The organism is Pseudomonas sp. Irchel 3E13, assembly GCF_900187455.1.
In the GTDB taxonomy this organism is placed as follows: Bacteria; Pseudomonadota; Gammaproteobacteria; order Pseudomonadales; family Pseudomonadaceae; genus Aquipseudomonas.
In genome coordinates this window covers 97884-115758 of record NZ_FYDX01000015.1, presented here as the reverse complement: position 1 = coordinate 115758, position 17875 = coordinate 97884, and the positions used below count along the sequence as shown (strand labels likewise).

10 protein-coding genes and 2 pseudogenes are annotated in these 17875 nt (G+C 66.0%); 9 read left to right on the top strand and 3 right to left on the bottom strand.

Annotation, left to right across the window (positions count from 1 at the left end; translation table 11 throughout):
- Nucleotides 1–5: 5 nt before the first annotated feature.
- Complete coding sequence (locus CKW37_RS24500) at nucleotides 6–938, top strand: DUF6282 family protein (protein WP_095158805.1); 933 nt, start codon at nucleotides 6–8, stop codon at nucleotides 936–938.
- An 11-nt stretch (nucleotides 939–949) separates the two neighbouring features.
- Complete coding sequence (locus CKW37_RS24495; protein WP_095158804.1) at nucleotides 950–1993, top strand: hypothetical protein; 1044 nt, start codon at nucleotides 950–952, stop codon at nucleotides 1991–1993.
- Nucleotides 1994–2122: 129 nt separating this feature from the next.
- Here CKW37_RS24495 and CKW37_RS24490 read toward each other — a convergent pair whose 3' ends face one another.
- Nucleotides 2123–2866: a sulfite exporter TauE/SafE family protein gene (locus CKW37_RS24490; RefSeq protein ID WP_095158803.1), complete on the bottom strand. Its 744-nt coding sequence runs from the start codon at nucleotides 2864–2866 to the stop codon at nucleotides 2123–2125.
- Nucleotides 2867–3087: 221 nt separating this feature from the next.
- Here CKW37_RS24490 and CKW37_RS24485 point away from each other — a divergent pair, with 221 nt between their 5' ends.
- From CKW37_RS24485 to CKW37_RS24475, 3 genes are all read left to right on the top strand, one after another.
- Nucleotides 3088–3948: a GyrI-like domain-containing protein gene (locus CKW37_RS24485; RefSeq protein ID WP_095158802.1), complete on the top strand. Its 861-nt coding sequence runs from the start codon at nucleotides 3088–3090 to the stop codon at nucleotides 3946–3948.
- 72 nt (nucleotides 3949–4020) lie between these two features.
- On the top strand, nucleotides 4021–4938 hold the full coding sequence (gene ppk2 / locus CKW37_RS24480) for a polyphosphate kinase 2 (protein WP_095158875.1): 918 nt from the start codon (nucleotides 4021–4023) through the stop codon (nucleotides 4936–4938).
- Between the two features lie 73 nt (nucleotides 4939–5011).
- Entirely contained in the window at nucleotides 5012–6628 is a 1617-nt protein-coding gene (locus CKW37_RS24475; protein ID WP_095158801.1) for an inorganic phosphate transporter, read from the top strand.
- Between the two features lie 45 nt (nucleotides 6629–6673).
- Here CKW37_RS24475 and CKW37_RS24470 read toward each other — a convergent pair.
- A pseudogene (locus tag CKW37_RS24470) lies at nucleotides 6674–7709 on the bottom strand (transporter).
- A gap of 3 nt (nucleotides 7710–7712) precedes the next feature.
- Nucleotides 7713–8660 (bottom strand): Ppx/GppA family phosphatase, encoded by a 948-nt coding sequence (locus CKW37_RS24465; protein WP_095158799.1) that lies wholly within the window; start codon nucleotides 8658–8660, stop codon nucleotides 7713–7715.
- A gap of 156 nt (nucleotides 8661–8816) precedes the next feature.
- Here CKW37_RS24465 and CKW37_RS33805 point away from each other — a divergent pair.
- From CKW37_RS33805 to CKW37_RS24450, 4 genes and pseudogenes are all read left to right on the top strand, one after another.
- Nucleotides 8817–9665: pseudogene (locus CKW37_RS33805) on the top strand (cache domain-containing protein); the annotation flags it as partial.
- Nucleotides 9666–9767: 102 nt separating this feature from the next.
- Nucleotides 9768–10523 (top strand): methyl-accepting chemotaxis protein, encoded by a 756-nt coding sequence (locus CKW37_RS33800; RefSeq protein ID WP_371864337.1) that lies wholly within the window; start codon nucleotides 9768–9770, stop codon nucleotides 10521–10523.
- Nucleotides 10524–10813: 290 nt separating this feature from the next.
- Nucleotides 10814–11218, top strand: coding sequence for a hypothetical protein (locus CKW37_RS24455; RefSeq protein WP_095158797.1), 405 nt, complete (start codon nucleotides 10814–10816; stop codon nucleotides 11216–11218).
- Between the two features lie 136 nt (nucleotides 11219–11354).
- The gene (locus tag CKW37_RS24450; RefSeq protein ID WP_095158796.1) at nucleotides 11355–17873 is read left to right on the top strand and encodes an SDR family NAD(P)-dependent oxidoreductase; all 6519 of its coding nucleotides are present in this window, start codon (nucleotides 11355–11357) and stop codon (nucleotides 17871–17873) included.
- The last annotated feature ends 2 nt before the right edge of the window (nucleotides 17874–17875 follow it).

The following is a 17875-nucleotide window of genomic DNA, read 5'->3' as shown; positions in this document are numbered from 1 at the left end:
GCCCCATGAACGCCATTCTCACCCCCACCGCCAACGACGAACGCCAGGCCCACATCAACGACCTGCTGGTCGGCGCCATCGACCTGCACTGCCACAGCGGTCCCTCGGTGATGCCGCGCTACTGCGACCACATCGAAGCCATGCGCGAAGCCTCCGAAGCCGGCCTCAAGGCCGTGCTGCTCAAGGACCACTATTACAGTTGCACGCCGGTCACCACCCTGCTCAACAAACACTTCAGCGAACTGAACGTGCACATGCTGTCGGGGGTTCCGCTGAACAACTCGGTGGGCGGCCTCAACGTCCACGCCGTGGAACATGGCCTGAACCTCGGCGCCAAACTGGTATGGATGCCGACCTTCTCCTCGGCCAACCACATCGCCCATCACCACCAGGACGTGAAGTTCGTCGACAAATTCCCGCAGACCACCCAGCGCATGCTGCAGCCCATTCCGCTGACCGTGCTGGACGATGACGGCAAGCTCAAGGAAGAGGTCAAGGCCATCCTCGACCTGATCGCCGCCCAGGACGTGGTGCTTTCCGCCGGCCACCTGAACATCCGCGAAATCTGGCCGCTGTTCGAGGAAGCGCGCCAGCGCGGGGTCAAGCGCCTGTTGGTCAACCACCCGACCTACGTGGTCGACGCCACCCTCGACGACATGCGCCAACTCGCCCGCGAAGGCGTGTTCATGGAGCACTCGATGTGCATGTGGGTGCCGGGGTCGAAGTTCAAATTCTATGACGACACCTTCCTGCGCGAAGTGATCGAGGCCGGCACCATCGACCTCACCATCCTCGGCTCCGACCTCGGCCAGCAGGGCAACCCGAACATCGCCGACGGCTTCCGCAACGTGATCGGCCAACTCCTGGACCTGGAGTACAGCGACGCCGACATCCGCAAAATGATCTCGGGCAACGCCGCCCGCCTGATGAACCTGTGAGTAGCGCGCCCATGACCCGACTGACCACCACCCTCGGCCAGCTCACCCTGAAAAACCCGGTGATCTGCGGCGCGGGTGAACAGACCATGACCGCCGCGGCGATCCGTGCCGCGCTGGACACCGGCGCGGGCGCGGTGGTGGCCAAGTCCACCAACGAATCCGCAGCGGCCAAGGCGCAACTGGACAAGACCGACTACCTGCTGCTCGACGCCCAGTGGAATCCCCTGCCCTGGGATTTCAACCCGCCGGCCGACGCCAGCCTGTTCGGCCGCTCGGGCCTGGTCCAGCGTGACTTCGGCGACTGGCTGGACGAACTGGTCCAGCTCGACCACTACGCCCGCAGCCTCGACGCCTACGTGATCCCGAGCCTGATCCTCAGCGACCTGGAGCAATGCGCCGACTACGCCCGGCAGATCGAACAGGCCGGGCTGCGGGTGCTGGAACTGAACATCGGCGCGCCCCACGGCGAGGAAGCGGCCAAGGGCGCGATCGTCTTGGAACGCGGTGCCGAGCGCATTGAAACGATCGTCCGGCGCATCCGCCAGGCGACCACCTTGCCGTTGTGGATCAAGCTCACCGGCCAGAGCGAAGACGTGGTCGGCCTGGCCCAGGCGGCGCGGCGTGGTGGCGCCGACAGCGTGGTGATGATGGGGCGTTTCATGGGCTTCCTGCCGGATCTGGACAGCGGCCTGCCGCTGCTCGGCACCAGTGCCGCGATTGGCGGTTCCTGGGCGCTGCCGCTGACGGCGCGCTGGCTGATGCTGACCCGCAAGGCCATGGCCGACGACTACCCGCTGATCGCCACCAACGGCGCGCGCACCGGGCTGGACGTCGCGCGCTTCCTGCTGGCCGGCGCCAGCGCCACGGAGATGACCTCGGCGGTGTTTACCGGTGGCTATGGGGTGCTGGAAAAAGCCATCGCCGAGCTGGATGACTATGTGGCCAGGCGCGGCTCGACCGTTGCGCAGTTGCTGGGCAGCGCGGCAGACCAGGTGCAGACCTATCAACAACAAACCAGCCGGCCCGGCTGGTGGGAGCGGTTCGCCCCAAAGTGAGTGAGGGTTCCCGGCTGCGGCGATTGGGTCGGGAGCTCACGGAGAGTTGGCGGATGTTGGGGCCATAAGCGCTTGCCTGGAGGGTTGCGCTGCCCTGGAGACAAGGGTTTCAGGGGCGGCGCTGCGAGCCTAGGCAATGTGCGGCAGCGACTGAATGATCAAAAGCACACCCGCCAACGCCAGCAACCCCAGCACTATCTTGCGAAAGGCGATATCACTGAAATGCCGATAGGCGCGGATTCCGGCGAAGGTGGGCAGCAGCACCGCCAGCGCCACCACCGGGAACAGGCCGAGGGCTTCGGCGGACACGGTGCCGGAAACCAGATAGGTGATCATCGTCAGCAACTGCATTCCCAGGTTGAAGCCCTGGATCACCGAACGCTGGGTGTCGCGGTCCCAGCCCTTGAGTACCGCCCACAGCGCCGGCGCCGGCCCGGTCAGGCCGCCGATGCCGCCCATCACCCCGCCCAGCACGCCCACCGCGGCATCGGCCTTGCGTCCGCCAAGGCGCAGCGTCGGCAAATTGCTGGAAAACAGCATCAGCGGGCACCACAGCGCCAACACGATCCCCACCAGCAGGCGGAACACCAGCGGGTCGATGGCATGCAGCAACACCACGCCCAGCGGCACCCCGGCCAGCCCGCCGATCAGCATCGGCACCAGATGCTCGCGCTTCAGCCCTCGGCGCAAGGTTCCCGCCGCCAGCACCTGCCCCACCAGCGAGCCGCAGACCACCAGCGGCCCGGTCAGGGTCGGATCCAGCGCCCAGGCCCAGACCGCCATGGCCACCAGGCCGAAGTTCGAGCCCGACAGGCCCTGGACGAAGCCGGCCAGGGCGGCGCCGAAGATGATGGTGAGAAGCAGTGAATCCATGAAGACAGGTTCCGCGCAAATGGGCAGCAGAATAGGGGCCGGACGAGGGTTGATAAAGAGCCAATTGATCGCGGTTTGATAGGGCCGCTTTGCGCCCGCCAAGCCAGCGTTCAGTGAGCCCGGTGCTAATCTCCCCCACCATCGAGCAAACCCGGCTAGGCGCGCCCACCCGTCAATCACCGATCCTGTGCCTACCGCAAAACCAGCCCACGGTACCCGAGATGTCCAGCGACTCCAGTTACGCCAAACGCTTCGCCACCGTCCTGACCCACATCGCCGACAACCTCGAAGGCGATCTGTCGGTCAAGACCCTGAGCCATCTGGCGAATTTCTCGGAGTTCCATTTTCACCGCCAGTTTTCGGCCTTTGTCGGCGTGCCGGTTGCCCGTTATGTGCAACTGATGCGCCTGCGCCGGGCCGCGCATCGGCTGGTGCAAAGCGCCGGGCACTCGGTGCTGGACGCCGCGCTGGGCGCCGGGTTCGAAAGCCCGGAGGCGTTCAGCCGGGCGTTTCGCCGGGACTTCGGCATGAACCCCAGCGCTTTTCGCAAGACGCCGAACTGGCAGGTCTGGAACGCGGTGTTCGCCATCCCTCACTTTTCCAGGAGCATCACCATGCAGGTCAGAATCGTCGATTTCGCCGAAGTCCGCGTTGCCGCGCTGGAGCATATCGGCCCTCCGGGGCTGGTGCCGGAGACGGTGCGCCGCTTTATCGACTGGCGCATCCACAGCGGCCAGTCGCCGGTGGTGTCGAGCCGCACGTTCGGCATTCCGTTCAACAACCCCGATACCACCCCGCCAGAGCAATTTCATTTCGCCGTTTGCGGCGAAATCGACGAGGCGGTGCGGCCCAACGACTTTGCTGTCGGCGAGCGGATCATTCCCGGCGGTCGCTACGCGGTGGTACGCCACTCAGGTTCGCCGGACCATATCGGCGAAACCATCTACCCGATCTACCGCGACTGGCTGCCCGCCAGTGGCGAGGAGTTGCGCGATCAGCCGCTGTTTTTCCAGTACCTGAGCGTGTTCCCGCAAACGCCGCAAGAGCAGTGGCAGACGGATATTTTCGTGCCACTGAAATAGCCGTCCGGATTGTCACTTGCCTGCCACGGAGCCTGCCTAACATCGGCGCTATTACCGTGAGCGAGACACATGATGATCCTGACCGACGACTCCCTGATCCAGCGCATCTACCACGAGCTGATCGACCACAGCGACGAAGAGCTCGAACTGGAGCTGGCCGAAGACGCTGAAAACCTCGACGAACTGTTCGACGAAAACCTCCCGGACAGCCCGGAAAAAGCAGCGCGCCGTCGCTATTTCCGCGAGCTGTTCCGGCTTCAGGGCGAGCTGGTCAAGCTGCAGAGCTGGGTGGTCAAGACCGGCCACAAGATCGTGATCCTCTTCGAAGGCCGTGACGCCGCCGGCAAAGGTGGGGTGATCAAGCGCATCACACAGCGCCTCAATCCGCGCGTCTGCCGGGTCGCCGCCCTGCCCGCGCCGAACGACCGCGAACAGACCCAATGGTACTTCCAGCGCTACGTGCCGCACCTGCCGGCAGCCGGTGAGGTGGTGCTGTTCGACCGCAGTTGGTACAACCGCGCCGGCGTCGAGCGGGTCATGGGCTTTTGCAGTGACGATCAGTACGAAGAGTTTTTCCGCAGCGTGCCGGAGTTCGAACGCATGCTGGTGCGTTCCGGGATCCAGGTGATCAAGTACTGGTTCTCGATCTCCGACCAGGAACAGAACCTGCGCTTCCTCAGCCGTATCCACGACCCGCTCAAGCAATGGAAACTCAGCCCGATGGACCTGGAATCCCGCCGGCGCTGGGAGGCCTACACCAAGGCCAAGGAAATCATGCTCGAGCGCACCCATATCGATGAAGCGCGCTGGTGGGTGGTGCAGGCGGACGACAAGAAAAAGGCCCGCCTGAACTGCATCCAGCACTTGCTCGACCAGGTGCCGTATGAAGAGGTGCAGACGCCGACCGTATCGCTGCCGCAACGGGTTCGCCAGGCCGACTACAGCCGCACGCCGACGCCGCAAGCGCTGATCGTGCCGGAGGTCTACTGATTTCGATGTAGACACATCCTGTAACATCCACTTCCGATAATCACCGGTGCCCTCCCCTCACCGGTACCGGAACATGGACACCAGCACACTCACCGCAACGCCTTCCCCACGCGCCGCGGGCCCTCGCCCGCAGCTCGTGCACAAGCCTGGCCGGCTCGCCTCGGCGATTTTCTTCACCATCATTGCCGCCGGCATCCTGTTCTCGGCCTGGAGCCTGGTGCGCGACGTCGGCGACATGAATGCCGTGGTCACCACCTGGACGCCCTTCCTGCTGCTGGGCATCGCTTTGCTGATCGCCCTTGGCTTCGAGTTCGTCAACGGCTTCCACGACACCGCCAACGCCGTTGCCACGGTGATCTACACCAACTCCCTGCCGGCGCATTTCGCGGTGGTCTGGTCCGGCTGCTTCAACTTCCTCGGCGTGCTGCTGTCCAGCGGCGCGGTGGCGTTCGGCATCATCGCCCTGCTGCCGGTGGAGCTGATCCTGCAGGTCGGCTCGTCGGCCGGCTTCGCGATGATCTTCGCCCTGCTGATCGCCGCGATCATCTGGAACCTCGGCACCTGGTGGCTGGGGCTGCCGGCGTCGTCGTCGCACACCTTGATCGGTTCGATCATCGGCGTCGGCATCGCCAACGCGCTGATGCACGGCCGCGACGGCACCAGCGGCGTGGACTGGGCGCAGGCGACCAAGGTCGGTTATTCGCTGCTGCTGTCGCCGCTGGTCGGCTTCGTCTGCGCGGGGCTGCTGCTTCTGGCCCTGCGCCTGTTCGTGAAAAACCGCGCGCTGTACAAGGCCCCTGAAGGTGACGCGCCGCCGCCGTGGTGGATTCGCGGCATGTTGATCCTCACCTGCACCGGCGTGTCCTTCGCCCACGGCTCCAACGACGGCCAAAAAGGCATGGGCCTGATCATGCTGATCCTGATCGGCACCCTGCCCATGGCCTACGCGCTCAACCGCACCATGCCGGAAAGCCAGGCCATCCAGTTCGCCGCAGTGGCCGAAGTGACCCAGCAAGCCCTGCAACGCAGTGCCCCGCTGCCGGCCCCGGCCGATCCGCGTCCGGTGCTGGAAACCTACGTGCGCACCAAGCAGGTCACGCCTGAACTGGTGCCGGCGCTGGCCGTGCTGTCGGGCCAGATCGGCGCCCAGGTGAAAGGCTACGGTTCGCTGTCGCGGGTGCCGGCCGAAGCCATGGCCAACGTGCGCAACGACATGTACCTGGCCTCCGAAGCCATTCGTCTGATGGACAAGGACAAGGTCGGCGGCTTCGACGCCGACACCAGCGCCAAGCTGCAAGCCTTCAAGAAACAGATCGACGATGCGACTCGCTTCATTCCGCTGTGGGTCAAGGTCGCCGTGGCCATCGCCCTGGGATTGGGCACCATGGTGGGCTGGAAACGCATCGTGGTGACCGTCGGCGAACGAATCGGCAAGACCCACCTTACCTACGCACAAGGTGCTTCGGCGGAAACCGTGGCGATGCTGACCATCGGCGCGGCCGACTTGTATGGTTTGCCGGTGTCAACGACCCAGGTACTGTCTTCGGGCGTGGCCGGAACCATGACCGCGAACGGCTCGGGGTTGCAGTGGGGGACGGTGCGCAACCTGCTGATGGCCTGGGTGCTGACCTTGCCGGCGGCGATTCTGTTGTCGGGGAGTTTGTACTGGGTGTTGAGCAAGTTGTTCTGATCTAACGCCGCATCGCTGGCAAATCAGCGATGCGGCTCCGCGGACTCAATAATCCCCACGCTTGCGAAACGCCCAGCGCCCCGCCAGCACGGTAAAGGTCGCCACCAGCGCCACCAGCACCCAGAACCCGTGCGGGTCATCCGCCAACGGCACGCCGCCGACGTTCATGCCGAAGAAACCGGCGATGATGTTGATCGGCAGCGCCAGCACCGTCACCACTGTCAGGGTGAACAGCGTGCGGTTGTTCTCTTCGGTGAGCTTGGCGGCGATCTCTTCCTGCAACAGCTTGATCCGCTCCACCAGCGCGGTGAGGTCGTTGATGATCACCGCGAACTCTTCAGTGGCCGAGCGCAACTGGCGCATGTCCTGCTCGCGCAGCCAGTCCGGCGGGCGGTTGAGCAGGCGCAGCAGCGAGCCCGGTTCCAGCGCCAACAGGCGTTGCAGGCGCACCAGCACGCGGCGCATGCCGCTCAGTTCCGCACGGTTGTTGCTCAGGCGCTGGGACAGCAACTGGTCTTCGATACGGTCCACGTTCAACGTGGTTTCGCGGACGATCTGGGTCAGCAGATCACCCTGGTCACCCAACAGGTGAATCAGCAGCTCGACGGTGGAGGCAAAGCGTTCGCCGCGCTTCACCGAGGAACGCAAGCGGTCCACCGAGTGCAGCGGCTGCAAGCGCGCGCTGACCAGCAGCCGGCTGCGGGCGCAGGCCCAGAGCGTGGACACGTCCGATGACACCAGGCCGAAGTTGAACACCACATCGTTGACCACCGCCAGCAAGGCGGTGTCGGTGTGTTCGATGCGGGTCGAGCGCGAGCCTTCGCGCAGGGTTTCGAAGAAGGTTTCCGGCAGGTCGAGGCTGCCTTTCATCCAGCGCTCGCAGGCGGCGTGCGCAAGGTTCATGTGCAGCCAGAGGAATTCTTCCGGCTCGCCAGGATTGAGCAGCAGTTCCAGGGCCTGCGTCGAGTCGATCTCCCGGCCCGGCTGGCCGGGGCGAAAGACGAAGCCGTAGAGCAGGCCGTTGAGATCGGCGTCCTGGTGGTGACCCTGAGTGGTGATCATGCGGGTACTCAAGGGCAATTTATCAGTGTCGGGCCGAACCGTTGTCCATCAGGCTGTGCAGCAGGCCGAAGCGCAGGCCGGGCTCGGACGGGGTCATGTCGTCGATGCCGAAGGCCTTGAACGCCGCCAGCATGATCGCCAGACCGCCGGGCAGCATGCCCAGACGATGTTCCTGCAGGCCGCAGAGTTTCACGCGCTTGACGTGGCCGGCTTCGAGCAAGCTCAGGGAAAGACGCAGCAGGCCGGCATAGGTGATGCCGTCACGCCCGCCGTCGTTCAGGCCGTTGGCCTTAAGCACCCGCGCCAGCATGCGCGCAGTGCCGGACGAGCCGATCGCCGCGTGCCAGCCGTGCGCACCAATCTCCCGGGCGACCCGGGAAAATTCCAGGCAGGCGCTCTGCTCCGCCAGTTGCAGCGAACGGCTGTCGACCCGTCCGCCAGGGAAAAAGCGTTTGCCGAAGGTGCCGCTGCCGATGGTCAGGCTTTCGCTGAAGATCGGTTGCTTGCCGCGACCGACGATCAACTCGGTGGAGCCGCCGCCGATATCCACCACCAGGCGGGTGGTTTTCTCGCAGGGCATGGTGTGGGCGATGCCCGAATAGACCAGTTGCGCTTCTTCCTGGCCGGAGATCACGTCGATGGGGAAACCCAGGCGGGCTTCCGCGCCTTCGAGAAACACCGCCGCATTGCGCGCCTGCCGCACCGCACTGGTGGCCACGGCGCGCACGCTGCCTTCGCGGAACCCGCTGAGCTGCTTGCCGAACCGCGCCAGCGCCTGCCAACCGCGCTCCAGCGCCAGGGCATCCAGCGCATCGCCTTGCAGCCCTTCGGCCAGGCGCACCGGCTCGCGCAGGCTCTTCACCTTGCGAATGACCAGGCGACGGTTGCACACGACCTGCTGGCCGATGGTCATACGAAATGCATTGGAGCCGAGATCCACGGCCGCAAACAGGGAAGCGCTGCCTTTCATGCGAGAGTCCTGACCTATTCCAGGGTTGGAGGATATATCTCGTTACATGACAGTTGGATGAAGGCCGGGATGTGCCCGAAAACAATAGCCCTTAAGCAAAATGCCACCCTCTTCAGCTTTCCCCAGCCCTGCCGATGAATCGGTAAACCCCTCGCAATGTGCGACGCCACTGAGGAAACGAAGATGCAGTTGACTCTAAGAACAAAAATGCTGTTGCTCGCTGTCCTCCCGGTCCTTGTGTTCGCCCTGGTCATTAGTGGCGCAGCGGACCGGATCCTGCGCCACCTCGCCGAAAACGAAGTCAGTGAAACCCGCCAACGCCTGGTCGACGAAAGCCGCCAGAGCCTCGAAGACTACATGCAGATCGCTCTCGGCTCGGTGCAGGGCCTGTACGACGCCGCCGCCAACGGTGACGAGGCCAGCCGGGCGCAGGCCATCGCGGTCCTGTCGAAGATCAAGTACGGCAAGGACGGCTATTTCTTCGCCCACGACTCCAACGTGGTGCGCCTGTTCCGCGGCGACAGCCCGGTGGACGTCGGCAAGAACCTCAGTGAGCGCAAGGACGTCAACGGGGTGTTCATCAACCGCGAGCTGGTGCGGGTGGCCAAGGACGGCAGCCACTTCGTCAATTACAGCTCGCCGCTGCCGGGCAACGAGAGCGTGCAGGTGCCCAAGCTCGGCTACAGCTATTACCTGCCGAAGTGGGACATGGCCGTGGGCACAGCGGTCAACCTGGACAATATCGAGCTGCGCATTACCGAACTGCGCGCCGAGATCGACCAGCGTATCCAGTCGATCCTCACCAGCATCCTGGGCATCGCTGCCGTGTTGCTGGTGATCCTCGGCATCGCCGGGCTGACCCTGAGCAATGCCCTGCTCAAGCCGCTCAAGGCCATGAAAGACAACCTCGACGACATCGCCGCCGGTGACGGCGACCTCACCCACCGCCTGCGCGCCGGCAATGACGAGCTGGGCCAGTTGGCCGGTTCGTTCAACCGTTTCGTCGAGAAGATCCAGAGCCTGGTGCGTCAGGTGGTGGAAGTCAGCGGCGAGCTGTCGAGCCTGGTGGAGTCGGTGGAAAGCCAGAGCCGTCGCTCGGAAGCGGCCATGGAACAACAACGCCACGAGACCACCCAGGTCGCCACGGCGATCAACCAGATGTCCGCCGCCGCCCAGGAAGTGGCGCACAGCGCGCAGAACGCCGCCCATGCCGCACAGGAAACCGACACCCAGGGCCAACAGGCCCGGCAGGTGGTGGACGGCAGCATCAAGCGCATCCACGCGCTGGTGGAGAACATCCGCGGCAGCGGTACGTCGCTGGACAGCCTGCAACAGGACGTGCAGTCGATCGTCAGCGTGCTCGGGGTGATTCGCTCGATCGCCGAGCAGACCAACCTGCTGGCGCTCAATGCCGCCATCGAAGCGGCGCGGGCCGGTGAAGCCGGACGCGGCTTCGCAGTGGTCGCCGACGAGGTCCGCGGGCTCGCCAGCCGCACCCAGCAGAGCACCCAGGAAATCCAGGTGATGATCGACCGCCTCACCACCGGCACCCACTCGGCGGTGGAATCGATGCGTCATTCCTGCGAGACCGGCGACGCCACTCGCAACCAGGCCAGCGAAGCGGGCACCTCGCTGGATGCCATGGCCACGCTGATCGGCACCATCAGCTCGATGAACGCGCAGATCGCCAGCGCCGCCGAAGAACAGACCGCCGTGGCCGAGGAGCTCAACCAGAGCGTGCACCAGATCGCGGTGGCGGTGGAGAGCGTCGCCGAGCAAACCCGCCAGGGTGCGCAAACGGCGAAAAGCCTGTCGTCGCTGGAAGCGCATTTGCGTGCGCTGGTGCGGCAATTCCGTATTTGAGAATGTTTTTTGTGGTGGGTCGTTTTGAGACGCCCACCCCTGTTTCTCTCGATATGTGTATCACGTTGATATAACTGCTGATCCTCCGCTGTATTGAAATAAAACACCCCTGTCGAAACTTACGGCGCGAGCGGTATTACTCCCCTCCGCGCCTTTGGTAGTAGGCGCTTTTGTACAGTTGACACTGTTGTTCAGCCCTCGCAATACTTCCCACCGCAAAACCAGCCAGTCACAACAATAATAATTACTGCATGGCGTTTGAACGCGCCGATGGAACAAGGAGTTCTTAAATGCTTGGTTACTATGCGCAATACAGCAAGGAATACATCACCACCCTGATGATCGTGACCACCCTGTTCTTTGCCTTACCCATCTTCCTCGCCCCGCTGCAATGGGCCCGGCTCATGCGCTGGACCGTCCCCGAACACGAACACCTGGCTATCTATTTCGGTCGGTGCCTCGGTGCGTTCATTCTTGTGGTTGAAGTTGCGATGTTACGTTCGGCGACCACCGGCACCAGTTTCAGTTATGCCTTCGATATTCTTTTCGTGGTCTTCACGTTGATGTTTTTCGTGCATGTCTACGGCGCAATAAAAAAGATCCAGCCGATTACCGAAACACTGGAAATAGGTTTCTGGATGATCCTCTTCGTACTCAACATCCTGTTCTACCCCGCCACCAGTATCACCCTGTAAACCTTCGCCGGACCGCGACCGGAAGTGTGCCGGTCGCCGTTCAACCCCGTTGAAAGTGAGTATTGCCTGGCGCGCCTTCGCGTCGGCGGCCCCGTGTCCGCCGAACGCCCCGCCGAAGCCGGTTCAAGGAGTGAACATGATCCAGTCCAGGGAAGACGTCGCCCTCAAGGCCGCGCTCAAGAAGTTGGTGCGCGGCCTGCTGCAACAGGCCACAGGCCTCGCCCCGGCAGCGCTGCACGATGAGGCGCCATTCCATGAGATCGGCCTGACCTCCCTGGCGATCCTCAACTTCAACGAGCGAATCCAGCCGGTGTTCCCCGGCCTGAACAAGACCCTGCTGTTCGACTGCCGCACCCTTGGCGAAGTGGTCGAGCACCTGCTGCGCGAGCACCCCGAGACTTGCGCGCGCTATCTGCAACAGCAGCACCCGACGCAGCAAGAAACGCCAGCGGCGCCAGAAAGCGCCGCAGCACCCTGGCCGCACCTCGCTCCACTTGCCCTTCGGCGGCCGGACAGTGACGCCCTGGATATCGCAATCGTTGGCCTGCACGGGCGTTTTCCCGATGCCGACAACCTCGACCGGCTCTGGCAGAACCTGCTGCACGGCCTGGATTCGATCAGCGAGATTCCTGGCGAGCGCTGGCCGCTGGAGGGCTTTTTCCAGGCCGGGGCCGATGCCCGCGACAGCGGCCTGAGCTACGCCAAATGGGGCGGATTCCTCAACGATATCGAGCGTTTCGACGCGCAATTCTTCGGCATTCCGCCACGCGAAGCGGCCTGCCTCGACCCGCAGGAACGGCTGTTCCTGCAATGCGCCTGGCATGCCCTGGAAGACAGCGGCCACCTCGGCGAACGCAGCCGCGTGCTGCGCCATGCCAACGGTTCGCTGGACATCGGCGTGTTCGTCGGCATCACCAGCAACACCTGGCCGCTGCTCGGCCCCGCCCTGTGGCAGGCCGGGCAGACGGCGATTCCCAGCGGCCTGCCGTGGTCGGTGGCCAACCGCGTGTCCTGGGCCCTGGACCTGTGTGGGCCGAGCCTGGCGGTGGACACCGCCTGCTCGTCATCGCTGACCGCCCTGCACCTGGCCGTCGAAAGTCTGCGCAAAGGCCAGTGCCGCGCGGCGCTGGTGGGCGGCGTCAACCTCTACAGCCACCCGGCCAAGTACGTGCAGTTGTGCCAGCAACACATGCTCTCGCCCAGCGGCCGCTGCCAGGCATTCGGCAGCGGCGCCGACGGCTTCGTGCCCGGTGAAGGGGTCGCGGCGGCGCTGCTCAAACCGCTGGCGGCGGCGCGCCGCGATGGCGACCGGATCCTCGCCGTGCTCAAGGGCAGCGCGGTCAACCACGGCGGGCGCAGCAACGGCTACACCGTGCCCAGCGCCCGCGCTCAGGCCGAATTGATCGAACAGGCGCTGAGCGACGCACGGGTGCCGGCCGCCAGTATCAGCTACGTCGAAGCCCACGGCACCGGCACCCGGCTGGGCGACCCGATCGAGTTGCAGGGGCTGAAACAGGCCCTCGCCACTGCCGGCAACGAGCCCTGCGATGTCGGTTCGGTGAAGAGCAACTTCGGCCATCTGGAAGCGGCGGCGGGCATGGCCAGCCTGTGCAAGGTGGTGCTGCAGTTGCGCCACCGCCGGCTGGCGCCATCGCTGCACTCGCAAACCCTGAACCCCGACGCCGGCCTCGAACACAGCCACCTGCGCATCGTCCGCGAAGCCCGCGAATGGAACAGCAGTGATGTGCGCCGCGCCGGCATCAGCTCCTTCGGTGCGGGCGGGGCCAACGCCCATGTCATCGTCGAGCAGGCACCCGATGCCGTGGCCCCCACCGCCAGCGCCGGAGTGCCGGTGTTCGTGCTCTCGGCGCGCAGTGCCCACCAATTGCGCGAACAGGCCAGCGCCCTGCTGGCCTGGCTTGAACCCCACGGCGACGACGCCCTTGGCGCCCTCGCCTACACCCTGCAATGCTGCCGCGCGGCCTTCGATCACCGGCTTGCACTGGTCGCCGGCGGCACCCAAACACTGCGCGACGGGCTGTCGCGTTTCCTCGACGGCGAGCCCTCGGGCTATCAGGGCCGGGTCCGGGCGGGGACGCTCCCGGACGCCGAAGCACCCGGCGAAGATCCCCACGCCCTGGCCCGCGCCTGGGTCGCCGGCCAGTTCGCCGACTGGAGCCGCTTCTGGCCGCAGGCACCGGTCCCGCTGGCCGCGCCGCTGTATCCCTTCGCCCGCGACCTGCATCAACTGCCGCGCATCGCCGCCGCCAGCACGAACGACAACCGCCGCATCAGCCTCGATCCGCAGCAGTTCTTCCTGCGCGATCACCGGGTCCAGGGCCACCCGGTGCTGCCGGCCGCGGCGTATCTGGATTTCTGCGTCGACAGCGCACGCCGCCACGGCCTCGACCTGCCGCTGGAGCTGCGCGCCCTGACCTGGGCCAGCCCGGTGCGCTTCGACACGCCGCACGCACGCACCCTCGACTGTCACCACGAGCGCCACGACAGCGGACTGCGCCTGAGTTTCCAGAGCAATGGCGAAACCCACCTGCGCGGCGAGTGCCGGGCCCTGGCGCACGCACCACACAGCGCGCCGGACCTCGCCCAACTGCGCCGCGACTGCCGCGAAGCGCTGGACCTCAGCCAGCTCTACCCGACCCTCGAACACCTGGGCATCGCCTACGGCCCGACCTTCCAGTGCCTGCACGCGGCCTGGCGCGGAACCGACCAGGCGCTGACCGAAGTGCGTCTGCGCCCCCGACCCAACGAAGCGTTGACTGCCCTCGATCCGGCGCTGCTGGACGCGGTGTTGCAAAGCGCCTTCGTCACCGCGGGCCCGATCGAAACTACCTTCGTGCCCTATGCCTGCCAGTCGCTGCGCTGCCACGCCGTGCTGACCGAGCGGCTGTATGTGCAAGTGCGCCCGCACCCGGCGCAGCACGGGCCGACGCGCACCTACGACTTCCGCGTGTTCGCCGACTCCGGGGCGCTGCTGCTGGAGATCGACGGCTTCGCGTTCCGCCAGTACCGGGTTGCCGCGGAACAGCCGGTGCATTTATTGGAGCCGTACTGGCTGGCGGCGCCGCTCGCGCAAACCGCCGCGCCGGCCACCACCCTGCTCTACCGCGCCAACCCCGACCTCGCCCTGCCCGCCGCCGTGCTGGACAACAGTTGGCACCTGCACCCCGCCAGCCACTTCCACTACCTGGCGCCGCGCACGGTAGAAGCCGACCTCGACGACCCACGGCAGATCGACCTGCTGCTGCGCCTGCTGACCACCCAGGGACTGAGCCCCGAACGCCTGCTGCTGGACCTGCGTGCGCCGGCTGCCAATGAAGCCGCGCTGGGCGATGGCCTCGATGCCGTGCTCGTCGCCGCCGACCTGCTGCGCCACCTGTGTCAGGCCCTCGGCACGCCGCGTTTACAGGTGCGGGTGCTGGTCGATGTCGGCACGGCCAGCGCCATCGAAGGGCTGTTGCGCTCGGTGGTGCAGGAACTGCCGAGCCTGAGCGCCAGCCTGATCGAGGTGGATGGCAACCCCGTCCAGCTTGAGCAGGAACTGCTGGCCGCCGTGCAACCCGGCGTGCAACGGATTCGCCTCGGCGACAGCCAGCGCCAACTCGCCTCGCTGCGCTTCATCGCCCCGAACGAACGCGGCCAGGCCATCGATTTCGCTCCCGGCGACACCCTGCTGATCAGCGGTGGGCTGGGCGCCGTCGGCCGCGCCCTGGCCGGCGCGCTGGCGAAGCTGGGCGGCTTGAACCTGGCCATCCTCGGCCGCCGCGACGCCGATGCCAGCAGCGAAGACTGGTTGCGGCAGCTCTGCCAACTCGGTGCGGCCAACGCCGGTTACTGGCAGGCCGATTGCGCCGACGCCGACTCGCTGCACGCCGCGCTGGCCGCGATCCGCCAGCGCTTCGGTGGCTGTCACGGAGTGATTCATTGCGCCGGCGTATTGCACGACGGCTATTTCCTGCGCCAGCCGGCCAGCGAGCGCCACGCCGTGTTGCAGGGCAAGACCCTCGCCGCGCAACACCTGGACCAGGCCACGGCGCGGGATCCGCTGAAACTGTTCATGGTCTGTTCGTCGCTGGCCGGGGTCTACGGCAATGTCGGCCAGAGCGCCTACGCCCTGGCCAACGCCTGGCTCGACCGCTTCGTCGAACGCCGTCAGCAACGCGGCGGCACGGGCCGCTCGCTGTCGATCGCCTGGCCGCTGTGGCAGACCGAGCACGGCATGCAGGCGCCGGAACCGGTGCGCCAGTGGCTGAGCCGCAATGGCCTGGCGCTGCTGCCGGAAGACCAGGGCGTCGACGTTTTCCTGCGTTGCCTGGCCCTGCCGCAGGCCGTGCTGGTGCCGGTGTGCGGCCAGCGCGACGCGGTGGCGACGCTGTTCGGCATCGCCGCGCCAACGCCGGCCCTCGCGCCCGCCGCGCAAACGGGCGGGTCGCTGCTGGACTACCTGAGCCAGCAACTGGCCGAGGTCACCGCCACCGCGCTGGAGCGCATCGACCCGGACACCTCGCTGGAAGTCTTCGGCCTCGATTCGATCCTGGTCATGGAACTGAACGGGCGCCTTGAACGGCATTTCCCCGACCTGTCGAAAACCGTGCTGTTCGAAGTGCGCAGCCTGCGCGAGTTGGCGGCGCTGCTGGAAGCCGAGCACCCCGAACAAACGGCCCGCCTTGCACCAGTCGAAGTCGTCAGCCCGCCAATACAAGCGGAAGCGCCACCACTGCCGGCGCCGATCATGGAACCCGACGCCGGGCGTCAGGACATCGCGATCATCGGCCTCGCCGGCCGCTACCCCGGCGCCCGCGACGCCCAGGCGCTGTGGCAACACTTGGCGGCGGGCGACGATCTGGTCAGCGATATCAGCCACCGCTGGCAACAGGCGGACGACGAAAACCCGCTGTACGCCCGCTGGGGCGGGCAACTGGATGATTTCGACTGTTTTGACCCGCTGTTCTTCGGCATCTCGCCCCGCGACGCCGAGCGCATGGACCCGCAGGAACGGTTGTTCCTGCAGACCGCCTGGCACGCCGTCGAAGATGCCGGCTACACCCCGCAGAGCCTCTCCGGCCCGCGCCTGCCCGGCGTGCCACGGCGGCGGGTGGCGGTGATCGCCGGGGTGATGTACGGCGAATACCAGTTCTACGGCGCCAGCGCCTGGCCGGAAAAACCGGCGACCCTGACTAACTCGTCCTACGCCTCGATCGCCAACCGGGTGTCGTTCTGCCTCGACCTGGAAGGCCCGTCGTTCGCCGTCGACAGCATGTGCTCGTCGTCGCTGACCAGCCTGCACCTGGCCTGCGAGCTGATCCGTGGCGGCAGTTGCGACCTGGCCCTGGCCGGCGGCGTCAACCTGTCGCTGCACCCGTACAAATACCGCACCCTGTGCGAACTCAACTTCGCCTCGACCCAGGGCCAGTGCCGCAGCTTCGGCGCCGACGGCGACGGCTACGTGCCCGGCGAAGGCGTCGGCGTGGTGCTGCTCAAGCCGCTGGCCCAGGCCCTGCGCGACGGCGACCATATCCACGGGGTGATCCGCGGCAGCGACCTCAACCACGGCGGCCGGACCTCGGGTTACACCGTGCCGAACGCCGACGCCCAGGCCCAGGTGATCGGCCGCGCGCTGGAGCGTTCGGGCTTGCCGGCCTCGCGGCTGGGCTATATCGAAGCCCACGGCACCGGCACCAGCCTCGGTGACCCGATCGAAATCCGCGGCCTCGGCAAGGCCATCGGCGCCCAGGTGCCAGAGGACTGGCAGTGTCCGATCGGCTCGGTGAAAGCCAACCTCGGCCACCTGGAATCGGCCGCCGGCATGGCCGCGCTGACCAAGGTGCTGTTGCAGTTCAAGCACCGGCAACTGGCGCCGTCGATCCATGCCGAGCCGCTGAACCCGAACATCGACTTCAGCAAGACCCCGTTCGTGGTCCAGCAGCACCTCGCGCCGTGGCCGGCCCCCCGTGATGGCTTGCCGCGGGTGGCGGCGATCAGTTCCTTCGGCGCCGGTGGCGCCAACGCCCACCTGTTGCTGGAAGACGCCGCGCCGGGCGCCCTGCCGCCGGTGACCGGCGCAGGGGTGTTCGTCTTCAGCGCCCGTGGCCAGGGGCAATTGCGCGAGTACCTGCAACGCTTCGTCGATCACCTGGAACACGAACGCGCCCTGGCGCCCCAGCAGCCGACGGCGCGCCTGGGACGCGAAGGCTTCACCACCGCCGAAGTCGCCCGGACCCTGCGCGCGGGGCGGCAGCGGTTCGATGAGGTACGCCTGGCGGTGATTGCCGGGGACTTTGATGAACTGCGGCAGTTGCTCGGTGAGTGGCTGCTGGAGGGTCGTGAAGGTGAAGCGCGGACGCTGTTGGGGGCTGGTGGGTTGCGGGATGAGGCAGCGCGCTGGCTGGACGGGATGGATGTCGAGCTTGCTGCCGAGCCGGGCCGGAAAGTGCCGTTGCCGGGGTATGCGTTCCTTCGGCGCAGGTATTGGGTCGCGCCCTTCGCGAGCAAGCTCGCTCCTACAGAATCGCGGCCCACTGTAGGAGCGAGCTTGCTCGCGAAGGCCCCCCCTACCCCCCAAGACATCCTCGACCGCCTGTCCCGCCAGGAAATCACCCCGGACCAGGCCCGCACCCTGCTCAAGGCCCTGCTTTGACC

Excerpts from the sequence above, each read along its gene's own strand:
- CKW37_RS24500 (WP_095158805.1), top strand. The coding sequence starts at position 6 with ATGAACGCCATTCTCACCCCCACCGCCAACGACGAACGCCAGGCCCAC.
- CKW37_RS24495 (WP_095158804.1), top strand. The coding sequence starts at position 950 with ATGACCCGACTGACCACCACCCTCGGCCAGCTCACCCTGAAAAACCCG.
- CKW37_RS24490 (WP_095158803.1), bottom strand. The coding sequence starts at position 2,866 with ATGGATTCACTGCTTCTCACCATCATCTTCGGCGCCGCCCTGGCCGGC.
- CKW37_RS24485 (WP_095158802.1), top strand. The coding sequence starts at position 3,088 with ATGTCCAGCGACTCCAGTTACGCCAAACGCTTCGCCACCGTCCTGACC.
- ppk2 (WP_095158875.1), top strand. The coding sequence starts at position 4,021 with ATGATCCTGACCGACGACTCCCTGATCCAGCGCATCTACCACGAGCTG.
- CKW37_RS24475 (WP_095158801.1), top strand. The coding sequence starts at position 5,012 with ATGGACACCAGCACACTCACCGCAACGCCTTCCCCACGCGCCGCGGGC.
- CKW37_RS24465 (WP_095158799.1), bottom strand. The coding sequence starts at position 8,660 with ATGAAAGGCAGCGCTTCCCTGTTTGCGGCCGTGGATCTCGGCTCCAAT.
- CKW37_RS33800 (WP_371864337.1), top strand. The coding sequence starts at position 9,768 with ATGGAACAACAACGCCACGAGACCACCCAGGTCGCCACGGCGATCAAC.
- CKW37_RS24455 (WP_095158797.1), top strand. The coding sequence starts at position 10,814 with ATGCTTGGTTACTATGCGCAATACAGCAAGGAATACATCACCACCCTG.
- CKW37_RS24450 (WP_095158796.1), top strand. The coding sequence starts at position 11,355 with ATGATCCAGTCCAGGGAAGACGTCGCCCTCAAGGCCGCGCTCAAGAAG.